This window comes from Arthrobacter sp. JUb115 (assembly GCF_004365035.1).
Taxonomy (GTDB): domain Bacteria; phylum Actinomycetota; class Actinomycetes; order Actinomycetales; family Micrococcaceae; genus Glutamicibacter.
Genome location: NZ_SOBS01000016.1, coordinates 26,104 through 44,489, shown reverse-complemented (window position 1 = coordinate 44,489; position 18,386 = coordinate 26,104). Strand labels below are relative to the sequence as shown.

Below are 18,386 nucleotides of genomic sequence, written 5' to 3'. Positions count from 1 at the left end.
AGAGCGCTCACAAAATGTTTGGCAGAGTCGCTTTCATCGTTTCAGGCATCCAGGAAATCGCAGGAATTTTCTTTTTTGCCGTATTTTGAGAGCGCTCTCAAACTTGTTGGCGCTCGCCCGCTCGCACGATTCATATCCGAAATGGAGTCACCGTGAAACCCTCACGCAAATCCCCACTGGCACTGGCCACGGCCGTTGCCGGAAGCATCGCCCTGGTAGCAACCGGCTGCGCAGCCGACGCAAGCAAGGATGCCCAGCCGGCCTCGGCTGATAACCCGGTCACGCTGACCGTGACGACCTTCGGCACCCAGGGACTGGACCCGCTGTACGAGAAGTACCAGAAGGAAAACCCTGGAATCACCATCGAAGCCACCAACATCGACACCGGTGGCAACGCGTTGACCGATTGGAAGACCAAGCAGGCTGCGGGTGCTGGCCTGCCAGATGTCCAAGCAGTGGAAGAAGGCTGGCTGGGCCAGGTGATGTCGGTTGCAGATTCCTTCACCGATCTGCGCGAGTTCGGTGCCAATGAGGTAGCGGGGGATTGGGTTGACTGGAAGGTCAAGCAGGCCACCGACCCAGAAGGCCGCGTCATTGGCTACGGTACGGACATTGGGCCGATGGGCATCTGCTTCAATGCCAAGCTGTTCAAGGATGCTGGCATGCCCAGCGAGCGCGAAGAAGTTGCCGAGCTGCTTGGTGGCGACGACGCAACCTGGGAAGACTTCTTCAAGGCAGGCAACGAGTATGTGAAGAAGACCGACAAGGCCTTCTACGACCAGTCCGGTTTCGTCTGGAATTCCATGGTCAATCAGCTCGACGAGGGCTACTACAAAGCTGACGGATCACTGAATATCGAGGGCAACGCCGAACTGCGCGAGCGCTGGGACCTGCTCTCCGATGCTGCGTCCAAGGGGCTGTCGGCCAACCAGACCCAGTGGGACTGGGGCAAGGGCCAGGCCTTCGTTGACGGTTCCTTCGCCGTCATGCCTTGCCCGGGCTGGATGCTTGGCACGGTCAAGGGCCAGGTTGAGGGTGCCGGCGGAGACTCCAGCGCAGGCTGGGACTTCGCAGATGTCTTCCCGGGCGGCGCGGCCAACTGGGGCGGCTCGTTCCTGACCGTGCCGACCACCTCCGAGCACCCGGCCGAGGCTGCGAAGCTCGCCCAGTACCTGACCAGCGCATCGTCGCAGGCGACCTCATTCGAGGAAGCCGGCACGTTCCCTTCGAACCTGGAAGCGCAGAAGTCCGATGCAGTGACCGGCACGAATGAGATGAGCGAATTCTTCAATAACGCACCGGTGGGCGAAATCCTGGGCAACCGCGCCAACGGCGTCCAGGCCCAGTACAAGGGCCCTCAGGATTCGGTGATCCAGGAGCAGGTCTTCGGCCCGGCTATCAAGGCGATCGATGCTGGCAGCGACAGCGAGACCGCCTGGAACAAGGCCCTCTCCACCCTGCAGGAACTGGAAATCAAGTAATCCCGTAGCCCGCTTCGAATCCAGGCAAGGGCCGCGGCACGCAACGAGGTTGCGGCCCATGCCTGGACAGCTACTGCAGCAGGAAAGATGCCACTGATGAGCACCACAACACACGATGCCCCGGAACAAGACCGGGACGCCAGCGCGCCCAGTCCGCAGCCCCAGCGTTGGAACAAGGGGAACAATGCTCCGGCCGGGGCTAAGCCGGCCGAGACCAGGGACGAGCGCATTACGCGCCGCCGGCACCTTCGCGGGCGGTGGGATTTCAAGTACTCCCCATATCTCTACATCTCGCCTTTCTTCATCCTCTTCGGCCTGGTGGGCCTGTTCCCCCTGATCTACACGTTCGTCGTCTCGATCAATGACTGGGATCTGCTCGGCGGAGCAGGAGCCTGGATCGGCCTGGAAAACTACAAAGCCGAACTGACCTCTCCGCTGTTCTGGAATTCCCTGTTCAACACCTTCAGCATCTTCCTGCTTTCGGCCATCCCGCAATTGGTGATCGCGACGTTCATCGCGGCCATGCTGGACCAGAACATCCGCGCCAAGACCTTCTGGCGCATGAGCGTGCTGGTTCCCTACGTGGTCACGCCGGTGGCCGTCACACTGATTTTCTCCTCGGCATTCGACGAGCAGTATGGCGTGCTGAACAACCTGCTGGCCGCCGTGAATATCGACCCGATCGCGTGGAAGACCGAGGTCTTCCCGTCGCATATGGCTATTGCGACCATGGTGAACTGGCGCTGGACCGGCTACAACGCGCTGATCCTGCTGGCAGCCATGCAGGCGGTGCCACGCGAACTGCATGAATCAGCGGCCATCGACGGCGCCGGCGTGATCCGCCGCTTCTTCTCGATTACCTTGCCCAGCATCCGCCCCACGATGATCTTCGTGATCATCACTGCCACCATCGGCGGCCTGCAGATCTTCACCGAACCCAAGCTGTTCAACCCCAGCAGCTCGGTTCCAGGCGGCCCGGACCGCCAGTACCAGACCACGGTGCTCTACCTCTGGGACCTGGCATTCAATCGCGGGGACTTCGGACGCGCTTCGGCCGTGGCCTGGATCCTCTTCCTGATCATCATCGTGATCGGCGTGATCAATTTCCTGATCTCCGGATCCATCGCTTCCTCGGCCGACAAGAAGGGCGCCGGCAGCACTGGCAGAACCCGAGCGGCACGTCGGGCAGCTGCCCGAGCCGAAGCCAAAGCAGCAAAGCCGGCCAACGGAACGCAGAGCGGAAGTGCAGCAAATGAGTAATGCAACAGTGGAACGCCCCGCGCGCCAGGTCCGTGCGCCCCAGCGCCGCGGCAAGAACTTCTCCATGGACCGCCGTCCTGGCTTCCTCACCTACGGAATCCTGCTGGCCTTCCTCATCGGCAGCACCTACCCGCTGTGGTACTCGTTCGTCATCGGTTCCTCCACCGGTGCGGTATTCGCCTCGGCGTACCCGCCGCTGCTGCCAGGCGGCCAGTTCTGGACCAATGTCGCCGAGGTCCTGGACTCCGTCGATTTCTGGGCGGCCCTGGGCAACAGCATCATCGTCTCCTCGGTGATCACCTTCTCGGTGGTTTCCTTCTCCACCCTGGCAGGCTACGCGTTCGCCAAATTGCGCTTCCGCGGGCGCCAGGGGCTGCTGGTCTTCGTGATCGCGACCTTGGCCGTGCCCACCCAGCTGGGCATCATCCCGATGTTCATGATGATGAAGCAATTCGGCTGGACCGGCTCGCTGGGAGCCATCATCATCCCGACCCTGGTCACTGCCTTCGGCGTATTCTTCATGCGCCAGTACCTGGTGGAGAACATCCCCGATGAACTGATTGAGGCCGCCCGCGTGGATGGCGCCTCCATGATCGGCACCTTCTGGCATGTCGGGGTTCCAGCGGCTCGCCCGGCGATGGCGATCCTGTCGCTGTTCACCTTCATGACCGCCTGGACCGACTACCTGTGGCCCATGCTGGTGGCACCGCAGAACCCAACCTTGCAGGTGGCGTTGAGCCAACTGCAGTCTGCCCGATACGTTGACTACACCATCGTGATGACCGGGGCCCTGCTGGCCACGATCCCGCTGCTGGTGCTCTTCATACTTGCAGGCAAACAACTTGTATCCGGAATTATGGCAGGAGCTGTAAAGGGCTAATGATGAACCACCTATCCCAAAAATTCGCGTGGCCTAAGGAATTCCTGTGGGGCTCGGCTACGGCAGCAGCCCAGATCGAAGGCGCTGGCCATTCCTACGGCAAGGAAGATTCGGTCTGGGACGCCTTCGCCCGCAAGCATGGGGCCATCGCAGGAGGTGAGAACCTCGAAGTCGCAGTGGACCACTACCACCGCTACCGCGAAGATGTGCAGCTCATGCGCGAACTGGGCCTGGACTCCTACCGGTTCTCCACCAGCTGGGCTCGCGTGGTCCCCGGGGGCCGAACCGTGAACCCCGAAGGCCTGGATTTCTACTCCCGGCTGGTCGACGAGCTGCTGGAGAATGGCATCCTGCCGTGGCTGACGCTCTACCACTGGGATCTGCCGCAGGCATTGGAAGAGCGCGGTGGCTGGACCAACCGCGAGACCTCCTACAAATTCCTCGAATACGCGGAGGCTGTGCATGAAAAGCTCGGCGACCGCGTGAAGCACTGGACGACATTCAACGAACCGCTGTGCTCTTCGCTGATTGGCTACGCCGCCGGCGAGCATGCCCCGGGACGCCAGGAACCGGAAGCGGCGCTGGCAGCGGTGCACCACCAGCATCTGGCCCACGGGTTGGCCACCGCCCGGCTGCGCGAACTGGGCGCGGAGCATATCGGCATCACGCTGAACCTGACCAATGCGGTTCCGAATAATCCCGGCGATCCGGTGGATCTGGAAGCAGCGCGCCGCGTCGACGCATTGTGGAACCGCATGTACCTGGACCCTGTCCTGCGCGGTTCCTACCCCGAAGACCTGCTTGAAGACGTCCGGGGTTTGGGGCTGGCTGAAGTCATTGAAGCAGGGGACCTGGAGATCATCTCGCAGCCAATCGACTTCTTGGGCGTGAACCACTACCACGATGACAACGTTTCAGGCCATCCGCTGCCCGCCGGCCAGCCGCAGCCCGTGGTGCCTACCGATTCGCCGAAGTCTTCGCCTTTTGTCGGCAGCGAGTATGTGACCTTCCCGGCACGCGACCTGCCGCGCACGGCCATGGGCTGGGAAGTGAATCCCGAAGGGCTGCGCGTGCTGTTGAACCGGTTGAACCAGGACTACGCTAACCTTCCGTCGCTGTACATCACGGAGAACGGCGCTTCCTACACCGATACGGTGACGGAGGCCGGAACCGTTGAAGATCCCGAACGCGAGGAATACATCCTCAACCACCTTGATGCTGTGGCCCGCGCGATAGAAGACGGCGTGGATGTCCGCGGCTACTTTGTCTGGTCTTTGCTGGACAATTTCGAATGGGCTTGGGGCTACGCGAAGCGCTTTGGCATTATCCACGTCGATTACCAGACCCAGGTGCGAACGATTAAGAATAGTGGCAAGGCCTACGCGGGGTTGATTGCCGCAAACCGTACAATGGCATAACACCTGAGCATGATGGTCCGCAGCCTGCCGATGGTGCTGCGGACCATCATCGTGTTTCACCGACGGACTACTGCAAGGCACCTGGATAAAGATCATGATCATGCACGAAGCGCGGAGCCCGAAACCGACCCTCGAGTTGGTGGCAGAACGCGCAGGTGTCTCACGGGCCACGGTCTCCCGTGTAGTGAATGGCTCGGATCGGGTGAAGCCAGGGGCTCGCAAGGCTGTTGAATTGGCTATCCGCGAATTGAACTACGTGCCTAACCGTGCCGCCCGTTCGCTGGCGCAGGGCCGGACCAATTCCATCGCCTTGGTGGTTCCCGAGAACACCGCGAAGTTCTTCGCAGACCCGTACTTCGCCAAGGTCGTCCAGGGCGCTGCCCAGTACTTGGCCGATACCGAATTCATGCTCACCTTGCTGCTGTCCACCGAAGCGGATCCGGTGAAAACCACCCGTTACCTGCAAGGCAGCAATGTGGATGGCGCGCTGGTGCTTTCGCACCACGCGGATGACCGTTCCTATGCGGATCTCGGAACTGTGTTGCCCATGGTTTATGGCGGACGCACCATGAGCACCGATCAAAAGGACATCTATGTTGTCGATATCGACAACATCGCCGCCGCCAGGCAAGCGACTGAGGTCATCCTTGGCCAGGGACGCACCAAGCTGGCAATTATTGCCGGGCCACAGGACATGGGCGCGGGACTGGACCGTTTGGTGGGATTCAAGCAGGCAGTTGAACGCGCGGGCCTGGAGCCTGCGGCTATTGAGATCGGCGACTTCACCCCGGCTAGCGGACGGCGCATCATGCAGCAGCTGCTGGACGCGGATGTTGCGGTAGACGGCCTGTTTGCCGCCAGTGCCCAGATGGGCTTCGGAGCTTTGCAAGCCCTAGGGGAAGCCGGTGTGAAAGTGCCGGAGGACATTTCGGTAACGTCCGTTGATGATGACTCTTTCGCGCGAAGCTCGACACCGCCGTTGACGACCATTGCGCAGAACCCGGAGCGCCAGGGCGAAATCATGGCGGAACTGTTGATCAAACGCATCAACGGAGAACAGGTACCCGAGTGGAGCATCATGGACACGAAATTGGTGTTGCGCGCTTCGCACTAGTCTGTTGCGGCACCGCTGCCGTTCACCGCCGGGATTTAACAAAGAAATTCCCACTCGATCGAGTGGGAATTTTCAGTTGGTGCGCCCAAAGGGATTCGAACCCCTGACCTTCTGTTCCGTAGACAGACGCTCTATCCAGCTGAGCTATGGGCGCATATTCATTTATTAGCCGTCTTGACGACTTGAATAACTTTACACGAGATTTCCGGGGAGCAAGAACCAAAACAGCAAAAAGTGCCGTGATTCACAAAATAACTAGTCGACTACGAAATCACTGGGATTGGAAGCCGAATGATCGTGCAAGATCGCTTGGTAGAGGTTGTGGTCCTGCCAGCGTCCTTCGATCTCCAGATAGTTCGGCGCCATGCCAATTCGGACGAAGCCGTTCTTTTCAAGAACGCGCTGCGAGCCGTAATTGTGGGGGAGCGTACTGGCTTCCAGCCGGTGCAAGCCCAGATCGTTGAGCGCCACCGTGCGCAAGGTGGCCACGGCTCGGGAAGCCAAGCCCCGCCCGGTGTATTCATGATCGATCCAGTAGCCCAGGCTGGCGCTTTGGAATGCGCCACGGGCCACTCCGCTGATATTGAAGCGTCCGATGAGCGCATCCCGTTCGAAGAGCCCGAAGGGAAAGGCCAATCCGCTTCGGCGAGCTTCTGAGGCGGCTGCGAGGTGTGCCGCTTGCCGCGTCTCGGTGAAGAATTCTGCGGGGCGAGCCGGCTCCCAGGGCTCCAGGTGCTGTCGATTGCGCTGGTAGGACTCAGCGATTTGCTTTGCGTCGGCGACTTCCAGCAGGCGCAGGCTGAGCTGGCCGCCTAGAGCAAGCTGTGTCATCGGGCAATCCTTTGGGGGAAACAAAAAATTCCCACTCGAGCGAGTGGGAATTTTTCAGTTGGTGCGCCCAAAGGGATTCGAACCCCTGACCTTCTGTTCCGTAGACAGACGCTCTATCCAGCTGAGCTATGGGCGCATATTCTTTTGTCTGGCTCGTTCTCACGAACCTCGAATAACTATACAGGTCGATTTCGCGCTGTACAAATCGACGGGCAAAGCTAGTGGGTCCAGATGAACATAAGGTTATGTGAAGACGTTGAAAGGGTACCGGTCTACGTGACCTTCGTCACATAATCGAGTCAATTCGTTTAGACCAACCCCCGGAATTTCGGGAATTTTTTCCTTCTGGTCCTCCGGGTTTCACTTTCATGAGGTTTCGATCACACGGCGCTGGAGTTGAGCACCTAATAGCCTTGATTTATTGCAAGTTCAGCCCAATGGAGGGAATGGATAATGAGCACGAGCTCGGATCAGAACGTTATCAGCGCAGCACCTACTTCGCACGAGAAGTTGGCATCCTGGGTTGAGGAAGTTGCCGCACTGACGAAGCCGGATCGTGTTTATTGGGTTGATGGGTCAGCTGAAGAAAATGATCGCCTGACTGCCGAGCTGGTTGAAGCCGGCACCTTAGTCAAGCTGACCGATCCGAACTTCCCTAACTCTTACGCTGGTTTCTCGGACCCCAAGGATGTGGCCCGAGTCGAAGAGCGCACCTTCATCTGCTCCGAAAAGGAAGCAGATGCAGGCTTCACCAATAATTGGGAAGACCCAACCAAGATGAAGTCCATGCTCAGCGGCCTGTTCGATGGCTCGATGCGCGGACGCACCATGTACGTCATCCCATTCGTCATGGGCCCGCTGAACGCGGAAGTGCCTGCCTACGGCGTGGAGATCACCGATTCCGCCTACGTCGTTGCCTCGATGCGCATCATGGCCAAGATCGGCAATGAAGTACTGCGCAAGATGGAAGCCGAGGACGCATTCTTCGTTCCAGCGCTGCACTCGGTAGGTGCACCCCTGGAGCCGGGCCAGGAAGATGTTGCCTGGCCATGCAACGAAGACAAGTGGATCGTGCACTTCCCCGAAGAGCGCGCCATCATGTCCTACGGTTCGGGCTACGGCGGCAACGCGCTGCTGGGCAAGAAGTGCTACTCGCTGCGCATCGCCTCGGCGATGGCCCGCGATGAAGGCTGGCTCGCAGAGCACATGCTCATCCTGAAGCTGACCAGCCCACAGAACAAGTCGTACCATATTGCCGCGGCATTCCCGTCGGCCTGCGGCAAGACCAACCTGGCGCTGCTGGATCCAACCATTGAAGGCTGGAAGACTGAGACCCTGGGCGATGACATCAACTGGATGCGCATCGGCAAGGACGGCGAGCTGCGCGGCGTTAACCCCGAATACGGCCTGTTCGGCGTGGCGCCAGGCACCGGCTGGTCCACCAACCCGAACGCGATGCGCGCCATCTCCAAGGGCAACAACATCTTCACCAATGTTGCGCTGACCGATGACGGCGGCGTCTGGTGGGAGGGCATGACCGACGAGGCTCCTGCGCACCTGACCGACTGGTTGGGCAACGACTGGACTCCTGAATCCGGTCGTCCGGCAGCGCACCCTAATTCGCGCTTCTGCACCCCGATCGACCAGGTCGACATGCTTTCCGAGGACTACTACTCGCCTAACGGCGTGAAGATCGATGCGATCCTCTTCGGCGGCCGCCGCAAGACCACCATTCCGCTGGTGACCGAAGCCCGCAGCTGGACCAACGGCATCTTCATGGGTTCGACCCTTTCCTCCGAGACCACCGCAGCCGCTGCAGGTGCGACCGGAGTGATTCGCCGTGACCCGATGGCGATGCTGCCATTCATCGGCTACAACGCAGGCGACTACCTGAACCACTGGGACAAGATCTCGAACAAGCTCAACCCAGAGCAGGTGCCGAAGATCTTCTTGGTGAACTGGTTCCGCCGCACGGCTGACGGTGGCTTCGCGTGGCCAGGGTTCGGCGACAATTCGCGTGTGCTCAAGTGGGCTGTCGAGCGTATCGAAGGCACCGCGGACGCCCGGGAAACCATCATCGGAAACGTCCCGACCGGCGAGTCCCTGGATTTGGCCGGCCTTGAAGGGTTCACCCCAGCCGACGTCGAAGCGGCAGTAGCTGTCAACAAGGATGAATGGGCTACCGAAGTCGAGGCCATCGAAGAGTGGTACGCCAAGTTCGGCGACGCGCTGCCGGCTTCGCTGCGTGCAGAGCTCGACGGCTTGAAGGATCGCCTGAACGCGTAGTTGACTAGGATCTCCAGCAGATCCGCACAGTGAACGCCCCGGTGACTGGAATTCCAGTCACCGGGGCGTTCTCGTGCGCCACGGAGGAATTGTCACAATCCGGGTACAGTTTCCACACGCCGGGGCAAAGTGGGTGCAAAATCAACTATTTATGAAAAGATTGCTCTATGGTTTTGGCACGATTGATTCTCGGGCTGCTGTGCTTGTCGCCCATGACTGGCTACGAGCTCAAGAAGCACTTTGACTCCTCTATTAACCACTTCTGGAACGCAGACAAGGCGCAGATCTATCGCACTTTGGCGCAGCTGGTGGACAAGGGGTATGCCACCGTGCGCACCGTCGCGCAGTCGAATTACCCTGACCGCCAGGAACACCACATCACGGAAACGGGACGTGCGGCACTGGCCCAGTGGCTTTCTGCTGGTGCGGTGCAGTCTCCCGAGCGTGATCCCTTCATGGGGCAGGTGTTCTTCGCCGCCGAACTCGAACGCGATGATATCCAGAGCTTGCTGGAGGAGCGCCGCCAAGCCACGCAGTTCATCCTCGATGACTACCTCTCCCAGCGCGAAGGCATTGACATGCGAGCCGCTGCGGACCGTCGCAGCTTCCTGATGGCTGCCACACTTGACCATGCAATCCGACAACAAGCCGCGGAGCTGGAATGGCTCGACGCGGTATTGGAGTACTTGCCATGACTGCAGCCAAAGACCAGAACAAGACCCCTGCAAGCGGTGCCGGGCGCGATGCCACCGATTATCCGGAAGTGCATCCCGGGCGGCATCATGATGGGCAACGGTCGATGAAGACCCTGGTCTTCCTCCACGGCGGAAACGTCGGCAACTGGAGCTGGGACCCGCAGGTTCTGGCCTTTGGCGACTGCAACATCCTGACTCTGCACCTGCCGGCCTTTGGTGCCCGGTTCGAGGAAACCTGGGATGGCCTGGAATCCGCCGCCGATGATGTCGCCGCCTTGATCGCCGACGAGGTTTCCGAAGGCGGCGTGCATCTGGTTGGCATTTCCCTGGGTGGAGTGATTGCTTTGCACGTGGCCGCACGGCATCCGGAGCTCGTTGACTCCGTGCTGATTACCGGCACTCCGGTGACCGGTGTGGGGCAGGCGGCCCGGGCTTTCCAGCGGATGCAGCTCAAGCTCATTGGCAGCGAGTGGTTCTGGCGTTTCCAGGCTGGTGCCTACGGAATGGTGGATGATGAGCGCGAGCTGTTCACCGAGCACGGCGTGAAGCTCAAAGCCGAGAACATGCGGGCCATCATGGACGAGATGGACCCAGGGGGATTGCCGCAGAAGCTCGGCTCCTACCGGGGCCCGGTACTGGCCCTCGCTGGAGCCAAGGAGCCGAAAGTTGTGCAGAAATCCTTTGACGCGCTGCGCGCAAGGCTCCCGCAGGTGATCACGCGCGTGGTTCCGGGCATGCACCACCAATGGAATATCGAGAACCCGATCCTGTTCAACTCGGTGCTGCGCAAGTGGATTTCCGATGCGGGTCTGCACCAGATCCTAGTTGATCCGCAGGCTGCGAAGCCGGCACCCGGCGCGAAAGCAACACCGGTGGAACAAGCCGCTGAAGCGCCGGCGAATCAGGACCTGGAAGCCGGGGAGCCCGCGCCGCCAGCTCAAGAAGCCGGGCAGAAGAAGTCTGGCAGGTTCGCCGGGAAAATCGATCCTCGAAAGCTGGACCCGAAAAAGTTCGATTTGAAGAAGAAGGCACCGAAACAGGGTGGCAAGCCGGATTCTCCCGCGGATACCGGAAAATAAAGGCAAAAAGTGCTGCAGGCGGATTCCCCATGGATCCACCTGCAGCACGGCTCTGTCACCAGGAAGCTAGGCGGCGAGCCATACATCCGGGCCGAAGACTTCATAGTGGATACGCTCGGCCGGGATGCCGGCTTCCAGCGCCTGGTTGCGCATTGCATGCATGAATGGCAGCGGGCCGCATAAGTAGACCTGGGCATTGCCAGTCAGTGCGCCGGCGAGATCCATGTAGCCGGACGTGGCGTTCAGCCCCTCCGGCAATTCCCCGCGTTCGAACCAGGTGCTGATGGTGGCTTCTGGCAGCTTGCCGATGGATTCGAGCATCTGCTCGCGCAATGGCCAGGCGGTGGCCGTCTGGTCTGCGTGCAGCACGGTGACCTTGCGGGTGGAGCCGCGTGCGGCCAGGGTCTGCAACGCGGCCGCACTCGGGGTGCAGCCGATTCCGGCGGTGGCGATCACCAGCGGCGAGCCATCGTCATCGATGACCAGGTCGCCATACGGATTCGATAGCTCCACCACGTCGCCGAGTTTCAGGCCATGGTGGATCACCGGGGAGAATTCGCCGTTCACATCCAGTTTGACCGTGACGGTGCGGCGGTCGGTTCGCTCGATGTCGCCGCTCAAGGTGTACTGGCGGACCTGGCGCAGGCCGTCGGCCATCGGCATGCGGACCGAAACGAATTGGCCCGGCTTGGCGACGGTGGCAGGGGTCCGGTCAGCTGGCTCGAAGCTGAAGCAGACCGAATCAACGCCGGTTTCGATGCGCTCGACAAGCTTCCACGGGGTGTAGATCTCGGCGTTGGCCTGCTGCGCGTACAGGCCTTTCTCGATCTTGACCAGCGCGTGGGCCATCAGCCAGTAGACCTCGGTCCAGGCCTCGGCGATCTGCGGAGTCAGCGCCTCGCCCAGGTCTTCGGCGATGGCGTCGAACAGGTGCTTGTAGACGATGGGGTACTGCTCCTCGGCGACACCGAGGGAAGCGTGCTTGTGGGCTACGCGCGCGAGCATGGTTTCCGGAGTGGTGCCCGGGTACTTGACCAAGTAGGTTGCGAAGACTGCGATGGATCCCGCCAAGGCCTGCTGCTGGGTGCCGTTCTTCTGGTTCGAACGGGAGAAGATTCCGTCGAGCAGTTCCGGGTGCGCGGTGAACAGGCGGTTGTAGAAGTTCGGGGTAATGCTGGAAATGCGCTCTGCGATGATTGGCAACGTGGCTTCAACGACCGGGAAGGACTTCGTGGACAGCATCGGGTCTCCTTGGAGTAGGCAATAACTTGTATTACAGATACAAGATTTATGATTCATTTCTACGCCTAGTAGAAAAGGATTGCAAATCCACCGGCCGGTATTCGTAACAGAAATCGGCGATGCGACCCCCCGGGGGGGCAGGGGAATCAGGAAAGGGCGCGCACCGTCGGGAAGGGGAGCCCCGTGAAGGGCATCGCGGATGATGCCGGGCAGATGTCCTGGATGGTCAGCGGGTCCAGTGAAGCGTAGAAAGCTTCGCGGGCCTGCCGGAAGACTGCCCGCAAGCGGCAGTTGCCCGAAAGCGGGCAGTTGGATTGCGCGTCATGATCGGAGCAATCCACAATATCGGTGCGCTTGTCCAACTTGCGCAGCAGTGAGCCGAGGGAAAAATCCAGTGCTCCATCGCTCAGCTGCGCGCCGCCATTGCGGCCGCGGGTGACCTGCAGGATTCCCAGCGTGCGCAGTTCCAGGACGGCTTTGGCAACGTGGTTGTAGGGAACCCCCACGGACTCGGCGATCTGGCGGCTGGTCAGTTGCCCGGTGCCGGGCGTTGCAAGGACCATGACGGTTCGCAAGCATACGTCGGTGAAGGCACTGAGTTTCATGATTCCTACTTTACGTGGGAAAAGCATTCCGGGGTCAGCATAGTGACTATGCCGACCCCGGAATCACCAACTGCGGTCTAGAGCGCGTTGGCCCAAATGGCTTCCGCCGACTCTGCCGCTGGCTCGTCGAAGATCCATTCGCCGCCTGGCTCTGCAGGCATGGTGTACGGCTGCACGATGGCCAACGCCGCACCGACACGGTGCTCGGCCACAATGTGGATGGCGTCCTGGTCGTTTTCCTGGAGCAGCACATCCGAGGCGACGGCGATCGCCTGGAAGTGGGTGCCCTGCTGGTTCAGCACCTGCATCAGGTCCGCAACCATGGCTTCGGTGTCGATGTCGGCTTCCGGATCCTCAGGATCATCCGTTGGCGGAACAGCGATCAAGCGCAGCTCCGGCTCGTCTTCCTCTTCCTTCGGCTCCAGCGCGATCGCGAAAGGCAGGAACACACCCTGCTCTTCGAGCTGTTCGCGGGCCACGCCCAGGGCGGTGCCCAAGACCTTGTTCAGCGCGTCCTTGACGCCCTCATCCAGTTCTTCGAGGTTCATGTCTTCCCTTTGCTAGTTGGTGACGTTCTTTTCACGCACGATAGCCAGAACGGCATCGCGGATGGGCTCAATGATTTCTGCGGTCCGGCCTTCGCCGTTGAAACGCAGGAATGGTTCGGTGTTCGATGGGCGCAGATTGATCCACCAGCTGCCATCGGCCGCTGAAATGGTCGTGCCGTCCATGGTGATCACTTCTACTGGCTGGTCTTGGAAATGCGACACGACCCGGGCAGTGGCACCTGCCTTGTCCTCGACCTCTGAATTGATTTCACCGGTGGCAGCGTAGGGTTCGTATTCGGCACCCAGCTCGGAGAGCGGCAGTTCCTGCTCGCCCAAGGCGGCCAGCACATGCATGGCAGCGAGCATGCCGGTATCGGCATTGTAGAAGTCGCGGAAGTAGTAGTGGGCGGAATGCTCGCCTCCGAAGACCGCGCCCTGGGAAGCCATTTCAGCCTTGATGAAGGAGTGGCCTACGCGGGTCATCACCGGAACGCCACCGGACTTGGCGACGAATTCAGGCACCGCCTTGGAAGTGATCAAGTTGTGGATGATCACCGGGGACTCTTCGCCAGCTGCCTGCACACGGGCGATTTCGCGCACCGCGACCAGTGCGGTGATAGCCGAAGGGGACAGCGGCAGCCCGCGCTCGTCGATCACGAAGCAGCGGTCGGCATCGCCGTCGAAAGCCAGGCCGAGATCGGCCCCGTGCTCCAATACTGCGGATTGCAGGTCCTTGAGGTTTTCCGGTTCCAGCGGATTGGCCGGGTGGTTGGGGAAAGTGCCATCCAGCTCGAAATACAGCGGAACAATTTCGAGCGGCAGCTCAGCGAGCACCGTGCCCCCAAGAACTGCAGGGGTAGTCATGCCGCCCATGCCGTTACCGGCATCCACCACGATCTTCAGCGGACGAATGCCCGACAAGTCCACCAATTCTCGCAGGTATGCTGCATAGTCGGCCAGCACGTCGCGCTCGCTGATGCTGCCCTGCGGGGCGTCACCGGAGACCGGCAGTCCCTCGTCAAGGTACTGCTGGGCCAGGTCGCGAATGTCGAAAAGACCGGTAGCCGAAGAAATCGGGCGGGCGCCAGACTTGGACATCTTAATGCCGTTGTACTGGGCGGGATTGTGGCTGGCGGTGAAGACAACACCGGCGGCATTGAGCTTGCCCGATGCGAAGTACAGCTCATCGGTGGAGATCAATCCGAGCATGATCACGTTGGCGCCGCGGTAGGTGGCGCCACGAGCGAAGGCTTGGGCGAATTCTGCGGAAGACGGGCGCATGTCACCGCCAACCAGTACTTCCTTGCCGGACAGGGACAGGACGTCGACAAAGGCCGCGCCGATGGCTTCAATTGCTTCGGCATCCAGGTTCTCGCCGACTACGCCGCGTACGTCGTAGGCCTTAAAGCTCTGATTAAGATCAATTTCTTCACTCACGCCTTTCAGCCTACCGGTTTGACTGATTCAAATCATTGAGAACTAGGCGATTGCGGATGGGAAATGCCTAACATTTCAGCTATTTTCCCCTGTCGGCACCGCAGCTCGTGAGAGCTCATCCACAATTAGCGGACGCCACGGGCTAAATCGTGGGCAGGAACTGAAATACTGGAGGCATGGATGGCTCAACGCAAGTGGATCTGAAAACGCTGGCACTGCAGAAACTGCGCGCACTGGTGCAAAACCCGGACGCGCAGTTCCATGATGGCCAGTATGAAGCGATCAGCGCACTGGTGGCCGAGCGGCGCCGCGCACTGGTCGTCCAGCGTACCGGCTGGGGCAAGTCCGCCGTGTACTTCATCGCTTCCCTGCTGCTGCGAGAACAGGGCTATGGGCCAACACTGATCGTTTCCCCGCTGCTGGCATTGATGCGCGACCAGGTTGCGGCCGCGGAGCGTGCTGGGGTCCGCGCTGCGGCCATCAATTCGGCCAATGTGCTCGAATGGCGTGAAATCCTCGAAAAGCTGCAACGCAATGAGCTCGATGTGCTGCTGGTGTCCCCGGAGCGTTTGAACAATCCATCCTTCCGCGAGCAGCAGCTGCCGATGCTGATGCAGCGCTTGGGCCTGCTGGTCATCGACGAGGCGCACTGCATTTCGGACTGGGGCCACGATTTCCGCCCGGATTACCGCCGCATCCGGGACCTGATCGCTCGATTGCCTCAGGGACTCCCGGTTTTGGCGACCACTGCAACAGCGAACAGCCGAGTAGTCCAGGACGTTGCCGAACAGCTGGCCGGCGGCACCGAGGAGGTCTTCACGCTGCGCGGCACCCTGGCTCGCGACTCGCTGCGCCTAGGTGTCCTGCGTCTGGCTTCGCCGCGCATGCAGTTGGCCTGGTTGCTCAGCCACATCGAGGACTTCAAGGGCTCGGGCATTATCTATACCTTGACGGTGTCTGCGGCCGAGGATATTGCTCGCCTGCTCAAGGATGCCGGGCACGAAGTTGCTGCCTACACCGGGCGCACCGATTTGGAAGAACGCGAACGCCTTGAACAAGCGTTGAAGAATAACGAAGTGAAAGCGCTGATCGCCACGAGCGCCTTGGGAATGGGCTTTGACAAGCCAGACCTCGGTTTCGTCTTGCACATCGGTGCCCCCAGCTCGCCCGTGGCCTACTACCAGCAGGTGGGCCGTGCCGGGCGTGGGAGCATCAACGCAGATGTCCTGCTGCTGCCCGGGCCTGACGACTCGGAAATTTGGGAATACTTCGCCACCAGCTCCATGCCGGACCAGGTGCGCGCCACCCAGGTGCTCGAGGCCTTGGCCAAGACCGACGGTGCGATGAGTGTCCCGGCGCTGGAAAGCGCCGTGAACCTTCGCCGCTCGCCACTTGAGCTGTTGCTGAAGGTGCTGGCCGTGGATGGTGCGGTGGAGCGTGTTGCCGGCGGCTGGATGCGCACCGACATGCCATGGACCTATGATGCCGATCGGTACAAGCGAGTGGCGCAGAGCCGAATCCATGAACAAAACCTCATGGTCAGTTACGAGAACACTCGCGGATGCCGCATGCAGTTTCTGACCGACGCCTTGGATGATCCCCAGTCTGCTCCCTGCGGCCGGTGCGACAACTGCGCTGGCGTTTGGTTTGACGACCATATTCCTGACGATTCGAAGGACAGCGCGCAGGCGGCACTTGGACGGGTGGGAGTTCCTATTGAACCGCGCAAGCTGTACCCTTCGGGACTGGACCGGCTGGGGTACACGCTCAAGGGCAAAATCGCTATTGACGAGCAGGTGGCCACGGGCCGGGCGCTGGCTCGCCTGACCGACCTGGGGTGGGGCAACCGATTGCGCCAGCTCTTTGCTGACCCCACCGATTCCTCTATCGACAAGGCGATGTTCGATGCGTGCATCAAGGTGCTTGCCGAATGGAATTGGGAGGAACGTCCAGTGGGCGTTGTAGCCATGCCATCGAATAAGCGTCCCCAGCTGATCACCTCCCTTGCTCAGGGCCTAGCTGAGGTGGGACGGTTGCGCTACCTGGGGCAGCTCGAATATCGCGGTGCTGGACCACAGAATGGCCCGGGCGGGAATTCCGCTTTCCGTGTGGCTGCGGTTGCCGATGCTTTTGAACTTCCAACGCAGCTCGAACAGCTCATTGCCGACGCTCCAGGGCCGGTGCTGCTAGTTGATGATCTGGTTGATTCCCGGTGGTCCATGGCGATGGCTGGGCGGGCCCTGCGCATCGCCGGCGCACCGGGTGTCATGCCTTTCACTTTGGGCGTAGCCGGGTAATCGCACAGTTAAACAAAGTAGTCTGGAAGTATGGAATTTCTCATCTGGCTCGTTGTCCTCATCGCAGTGATTGCCCTGGGCTACTTCGGTCTGCAAGCGCTGCGCAAGAAGAACACTGCGCAAATCGCGCAGGCGATTTCCCGTGAAGCAGCGCAGGCGGCAAACGCGAGGCTGGATGATGCTTCACGCAATTCGGTGTACCGCAATCTGGCCAAGGGCGACGTCATGGGCGCGGTCAAGGATTTCCGCGCTGCTACTGGCGACTCGGTCAAGGATTGCGTGATTGCCGTACGCAGCCTCGACAAGTACCCGCAGACAGCCCCTGCCAAGGAATTGCCGAATGATGATGCCGAGATCAAGGCTTTGAGCGACAAACTCGAAGCTCAAGTTGAGCGCGAAGATCGTGAAGCGGCCGCCACTGCCGCAGAGGATGCCACACCAGCACCTGCCGATGACACTTGGGTTGTACCCCAGGAATGGAGCGAGCAGTTCAGTTCCCTTCAGGAACCAAGTGCTACGCACTTCAAGATGGCGTTCGAACTTGATGGCGAGAACCGCGAATTTTCCAGCGAACAACTGCCGGCAAATGAATACGACCAGCTATTCTCCATGCTGCGGGATTCCAATTTTGAAGAAGCGGCAAAGATCCTGCACGGCTATACGGATCTGCCGGTCGAAGACCTGGAGCGCATGATCGCGACGTCTCCCATGTCTGGCGCGAGCGCCAACGGCAATATTGCAGACTTCCGCTTTGAAGGCCAGGGCCCGGATGGTCCAGTGCATTTCGATGCTGCCGAACTTCCAGAAGCTGACCGCGAAGCGCTCTTCGACGCAATCGCCGATACCGATCTGGACCGGATGTCGGAAATCATTGTTCGCCACACCTCGTTGCCAGAGGATATCGTGCAGAACATGCTGCGGACCTTCGTTAAGCGCGACGACCAGTAGCGGAGAAACTGCTGTCCTGGAGTTTTGAAAATCCCCCGGATTCACCGAAAAATCGGTGAATCCGGGGGATTTTCCGTATTCGGAACGTTCTCGTCGAAAAAGTGCCATATGAACGAAAAACCCCCTACCTGAGTAGGGGGTTCTTGGCGGACACGGGGGGATTTGAACCCCCGGTCGAGTTTTAGCCCGACCCTTCATTAGCAGTGAAGTCCATTCGGCCGCTCTGGCACGTGTCCATCCGCTGTTTCCAGCAGAATCTAGCCTA

The 18,386-nt window shown here is 60.3% G+C and carries 15 protein-coding genes and 3 tRNA genes; 10 read left to right on the top strand and 8 right to left on the bottom strand.

Annotation, left to right across the window (positions count from 1 at the left end; all coding sequences use genetic code 11):
- Positions 1-152 precede the first annotated feature (152 nt).
- The 5 genes from EDF61_RS18235 to EDF61_RS18215 all read left to right on the top strand — a co-directional run bounded on the left by EDF61_RS18235 (position 153) and on the right by EDF61_RS18215 (position 6,153).
- Entirely contained in the window at positions 153-1,481 is a 1,329-nt protein-coding gene (locus tag EDF61_RS18235; protein WP_133835076.1) for an ABC transporter substrate-binding protein, read from the top strand.
- A gap of 96 nt (positions 1,482-1,577) precedes the next feature.
- Positions 1,578-2,741: a carbohydrate ABC transporter permease gene (locus EDF61_RS18230; protein WP_133835075.1), complete on the top strand. Its 1,164-nt coding sequence runs from the start codon at positions 1,578-1,580 to the stop codon at positions 2,739-2,741.
- Positions 2,734-3,621, top strand: coding sequence for a carbohydrate ABC transporter permease (locus tag EDF61_RS18225; protein WP_041648380.1), 888 nt, complete (start codon positions 2,734-2,736; stop codon positions 3,619-3,621). The genes EDF61_RS18230 and EDF61_RS18225 overlap by 8 nt, the downstream gene beginning before the upstream one ends.
- Positions 3,621-5,039 carry a GH1 family beta-glucosidase gene (locus EDF61_RS18220; protein WP_105658810.1) on the top strand — a complete coding sequence of 473 codons (1,419 nt, stop codon included), beginning with the start codon at positions 3,621-3,623 and terminating at the stop codon, positions 5,037-5,039. The genes EDF61_RS18225 and EDF61_RS18220 overlap by 1 nt, the downstream gene beginning before the upstream one ends.
- A gap of 100 nt (positions 5,040-5,139) precedes the next feature.
- Positions 5,140-6,153: a LacI family DNA-binding transcriptional regulator gene (locus EDF61_RS18215; protein ID WP_286134377.1), complete on the top strand. Its 1,014-nt coding sequence runs from the start codon at positions 5,140-5,142 to the stop codon at positions 6,151-6,153.
- A gap of 77 nt (positions 6,154-6,230) precedes the next feature.
- On the opposite strand, the gene EDF61_RS18210 is transcribed toward EDF61_RS18215, so the two are convergent.
- From EDF61_RS18210 to EDF61_RS18200, 3 genes are all read right to left on the bottom strand, one after another.
- A tRNA-Arg gene (locus EDF61_RS18210) sits at positions 6,231-6,307 on the bottom strand.
- Between the two features lie 101 nt (positions 6,308-6,408).
- On the bottom strand, positions 6,409-6,984 hold the full coding sequence (locus EDF61_RS18205; protein ID WP_105658808.1) for a GNAT family N-acetyltransferase: 576 nt from the start codon (positions 6,982-6,984) through the stop codon (positions 6,409-6,411).
- Positions 6,985-7,043: 59 nt separating this feature from the next.
- Positions 7,044-7,120, bottom strand: a tRNA-Arg gene (locus tag EDF61_RS18200).
- A 317-nt stretch (positions 7,121-7,437) separates the two neighbouring features.
- Between EDF61_RS18200 and EDF61_RS18195 the strand changes: the two genes are divergently transcribed.
- From EDF61_RS18195 to EDF61_RS18185, 3 genes are all read left to right on the top strand, one after another.
- Positions 7,438-9,270 carry a phosphoenolpyruvate carboxykinase (GTP) gene (locus EDF61_RS18195; RefSeq protein ID WP_133835074.1) on the top strand — a complete coding sequence of 611 codons (1,833 nt, stop codon included), beginning with the start codon at positions 7,438-7,440 and terminating at the stop codon, positions 9,268-9,270.
- Between the two features lie 167 nt (positions 9,271-9,437).
- The gene (locus tag EDF61_RS18190) at positions 9,438-9,965 is read left to right on the top strand and encodes a PadR family transcriptional regulator (RefSeq protein WP_105658806.1); all 528 of its coding nucleotides are present in this window, start codon (positions 9,438-9,440) and stop codon (positions 9,963-9,965) included.
- On the top strand, positions 9,962-11,044 hold the full coding sequence (locus EDF61_RS18185; RefSeq protein WP_166650879.1) for an alpha/beta fold hydrolase: 1,083 nt from the start codon (positions 9,962-9,964) through the stop codon (positions 11,042-11,044). Before EDF61_RS18190 ends, EDF61_RS18185 begins: the two co-directional genes overlap by 4 nt.
- A gap of 66 nt (positions 11,045-11,110) precedes the next feature.
- Here EDF61_RS18185 and EDF61_RS18180 read toward each other — a convergent pair whose 3' ends face one another.
- The 4 genes from EDF61_RS18180 to EDF61_RS18165 form a co-directional block, all read right to left on the bottom strand.
- Positions 11,111-12,286, bottom strand: a complete 1,176-nt coding sequence (locus EDF61_RS18180; protein WP_105658804.1) for a globin domain-containing protein — start codon at positions 12,284-12,286, stop codon at positions 11,111-11,113.
- A gap of 146 nt (positions 12,287-12,432) precedes the next feature.
- Positions 12,433-12,891 carry an RrF2 family transcriptional regulator gene (locus EDF61_RS18175; RefSeq protein WP_133835073.1) on the bottom strand — a complete coding sequence of 153 codons (459 nt, stop codon included), beginning with the start codon at positions 12,889-12,891 and terminating at the stop codon, positions 12,433-12,435.
- Positions 12,892-12,968: 77 nt separating this feature from the next.
- Positions 12,969-13,439, bottom strand: coding sequence for a hypothetical protein (locus EDF61_RS18170; protein WP_105658802.1), 471 nt, complete (start codon positions 13,437-13,439; stop codon positions 12,969-12,971).
- A 12-nt stretch (positions 13,440-13,451) separates the two neighbouring features.
- On the bottom strand, positions 13,452-14,885 hold the full coding sequence (locus tag EDF61_RS18165) for a phosphomannomutase/phosphoglucomutase (RefSeq protein ID WP_166650881.1): 1,434 nt from the start codon (positions 14,883-14,885) through the stop codon (positions 13,452-13,454).
- Positions 14,886-15,052: 167 nt separating this feature from the next.
- Between EDF61_RS18165 and EDF61_RS18160 the strand changes: the two genes are divergently transcribed.
- Positions 15,053-17,173 carry a RecQ family ATP-dependent DNA helicase gene (locus EDF61_RS18160; protein WP_133835072.1) on the top strand — a complete coding sequence of 707 codons (2,121 nt, stop codon included), beginning with the start codon at positions 15,053-15,055 and terminating at the stop codon, positions 17,171-17,173.
- 30 nt (positions 17,174-17,203) lie between these two features.
- Complete coding sequence (locus tag EDF61_RS18155; protein WP_105658799.1) at positions 17,204-18,121, top strand: hypothetical protein; 918 nt, start codon at positions 17,204-17,206, stop codon at positions 18,119-18,121.
- A gap of 144 nt (positions 18,122-18,265) precedes the next feature.
- Here EDF61_RS18155 and EDF61_RS18150 read toward each other — a convergent pair.
- Positions 18,266-18,357, bottom strand: a tRNA-Ser gene (locus EDF61_RS18150).
- Positions 18,358-18,386: the final 29 nt, after the last annotated feature.

What these genes read in the sequence shown, in the direction of transcription:
- EDF61_RS18205 (WP_105658808.1), bottom strand. Translation starts at nt 6,984, where the DNA reads ATGACACAGCTTGCTCTAGGCGGCCAGCTCAGCCTGCGCCTGCTGGAA.
- EDF61_RS18185 (WP_166650879.1), top strand. Translation starts at nt 9,962, where the DNA reads ATGACTGCAGCCAAAGACCAGAACAAGACCCCTGCAAGCGGTGCCGGG.
- EDF61_RS18220 (WP_105658810.1), top strand. Translation starts at nt 3,621, where the DNA reads ATGATGAACCACCTATCCCAAAAATTCGCGTGGCCTAAGGAATTCCTG.
- EDF61_RS18175 (WP_133835073.1), bottom strand. Translation starts at nt 12,891, where the DNA reads ATGAAACTCAGTGCCTTCACCGACGTATGCTTGCGAACCGTCATGGTC.
- EDF61_RS18160 (WP_133835072.1), top strand. Translation starts at nt 15,053, where the DNA reads ATGGATGGCTCAACGCAAGTGGATCTGAAAACGCTGGCACTGCAGAAA.
- EDF61_RS18225 (WP_041648380.1), top strand. Translation starts at nt 2,734, where the DNA reads ATGAGTAATGCAACAGTGGAACGCCCCGCGCGCCAGGTCCGTGCGCCC.
- EDF61_RS18155 (WP_105658799.1), top strand. Translation starts at nt 17,204, where the DNA reads ATGGAATTTCTCATCTGGCTCGTTGTCCTCATCGCAGTGATTGCCCTG.
- EDF61_RS18170 (WP_105658802.1), bottom strand. Translation starts at nt 13,439, where the DNA reads ATGAACCTCGAAGAACTGGATGAGGGCGTCAAGGACGCGCTGAACAAG.
- EDF61_RS18230 (WP_133835075.1), top strand. Translation starts at nt 1,578, where the DNA reads ATGAGCACCACAACACACGATGCCCCGGAACAAGACCGGGACGCCAGC.
- EDF61_RS18180 (WP_105658804.1), bottom strand. Translation starts at nt 12,286, where the DNA reads ATGCTGTCCACGAAGTCCTTCCCGGTCGTTGAAGCCACGTTGCCAATC.
- EDF61_RS18190 (WP_105658806.1), top strand. Translation starts at nt 9,438, where the DNA reads ATGGTTTTGGCACGATTGATTCTCGGGCTGCTGTGCTTGTCGCCCATG.
- EDF61_RS18195 (WP_133835074.1), top strand. Translation starts at nt 7,438, where the DNA reads ATGAGCACGAGCTCGGATCAGAACGTTATCAGCGCAGCACCTACTTCG.
- EDF61_RS18215 (WP_286134377.1), top strand. Translation starts at nt 5,140, where the DNA reads ATGCACGAAGCGCGGAGCCCGAAACCGACCCTCGAGTTGGTGGCAGAA.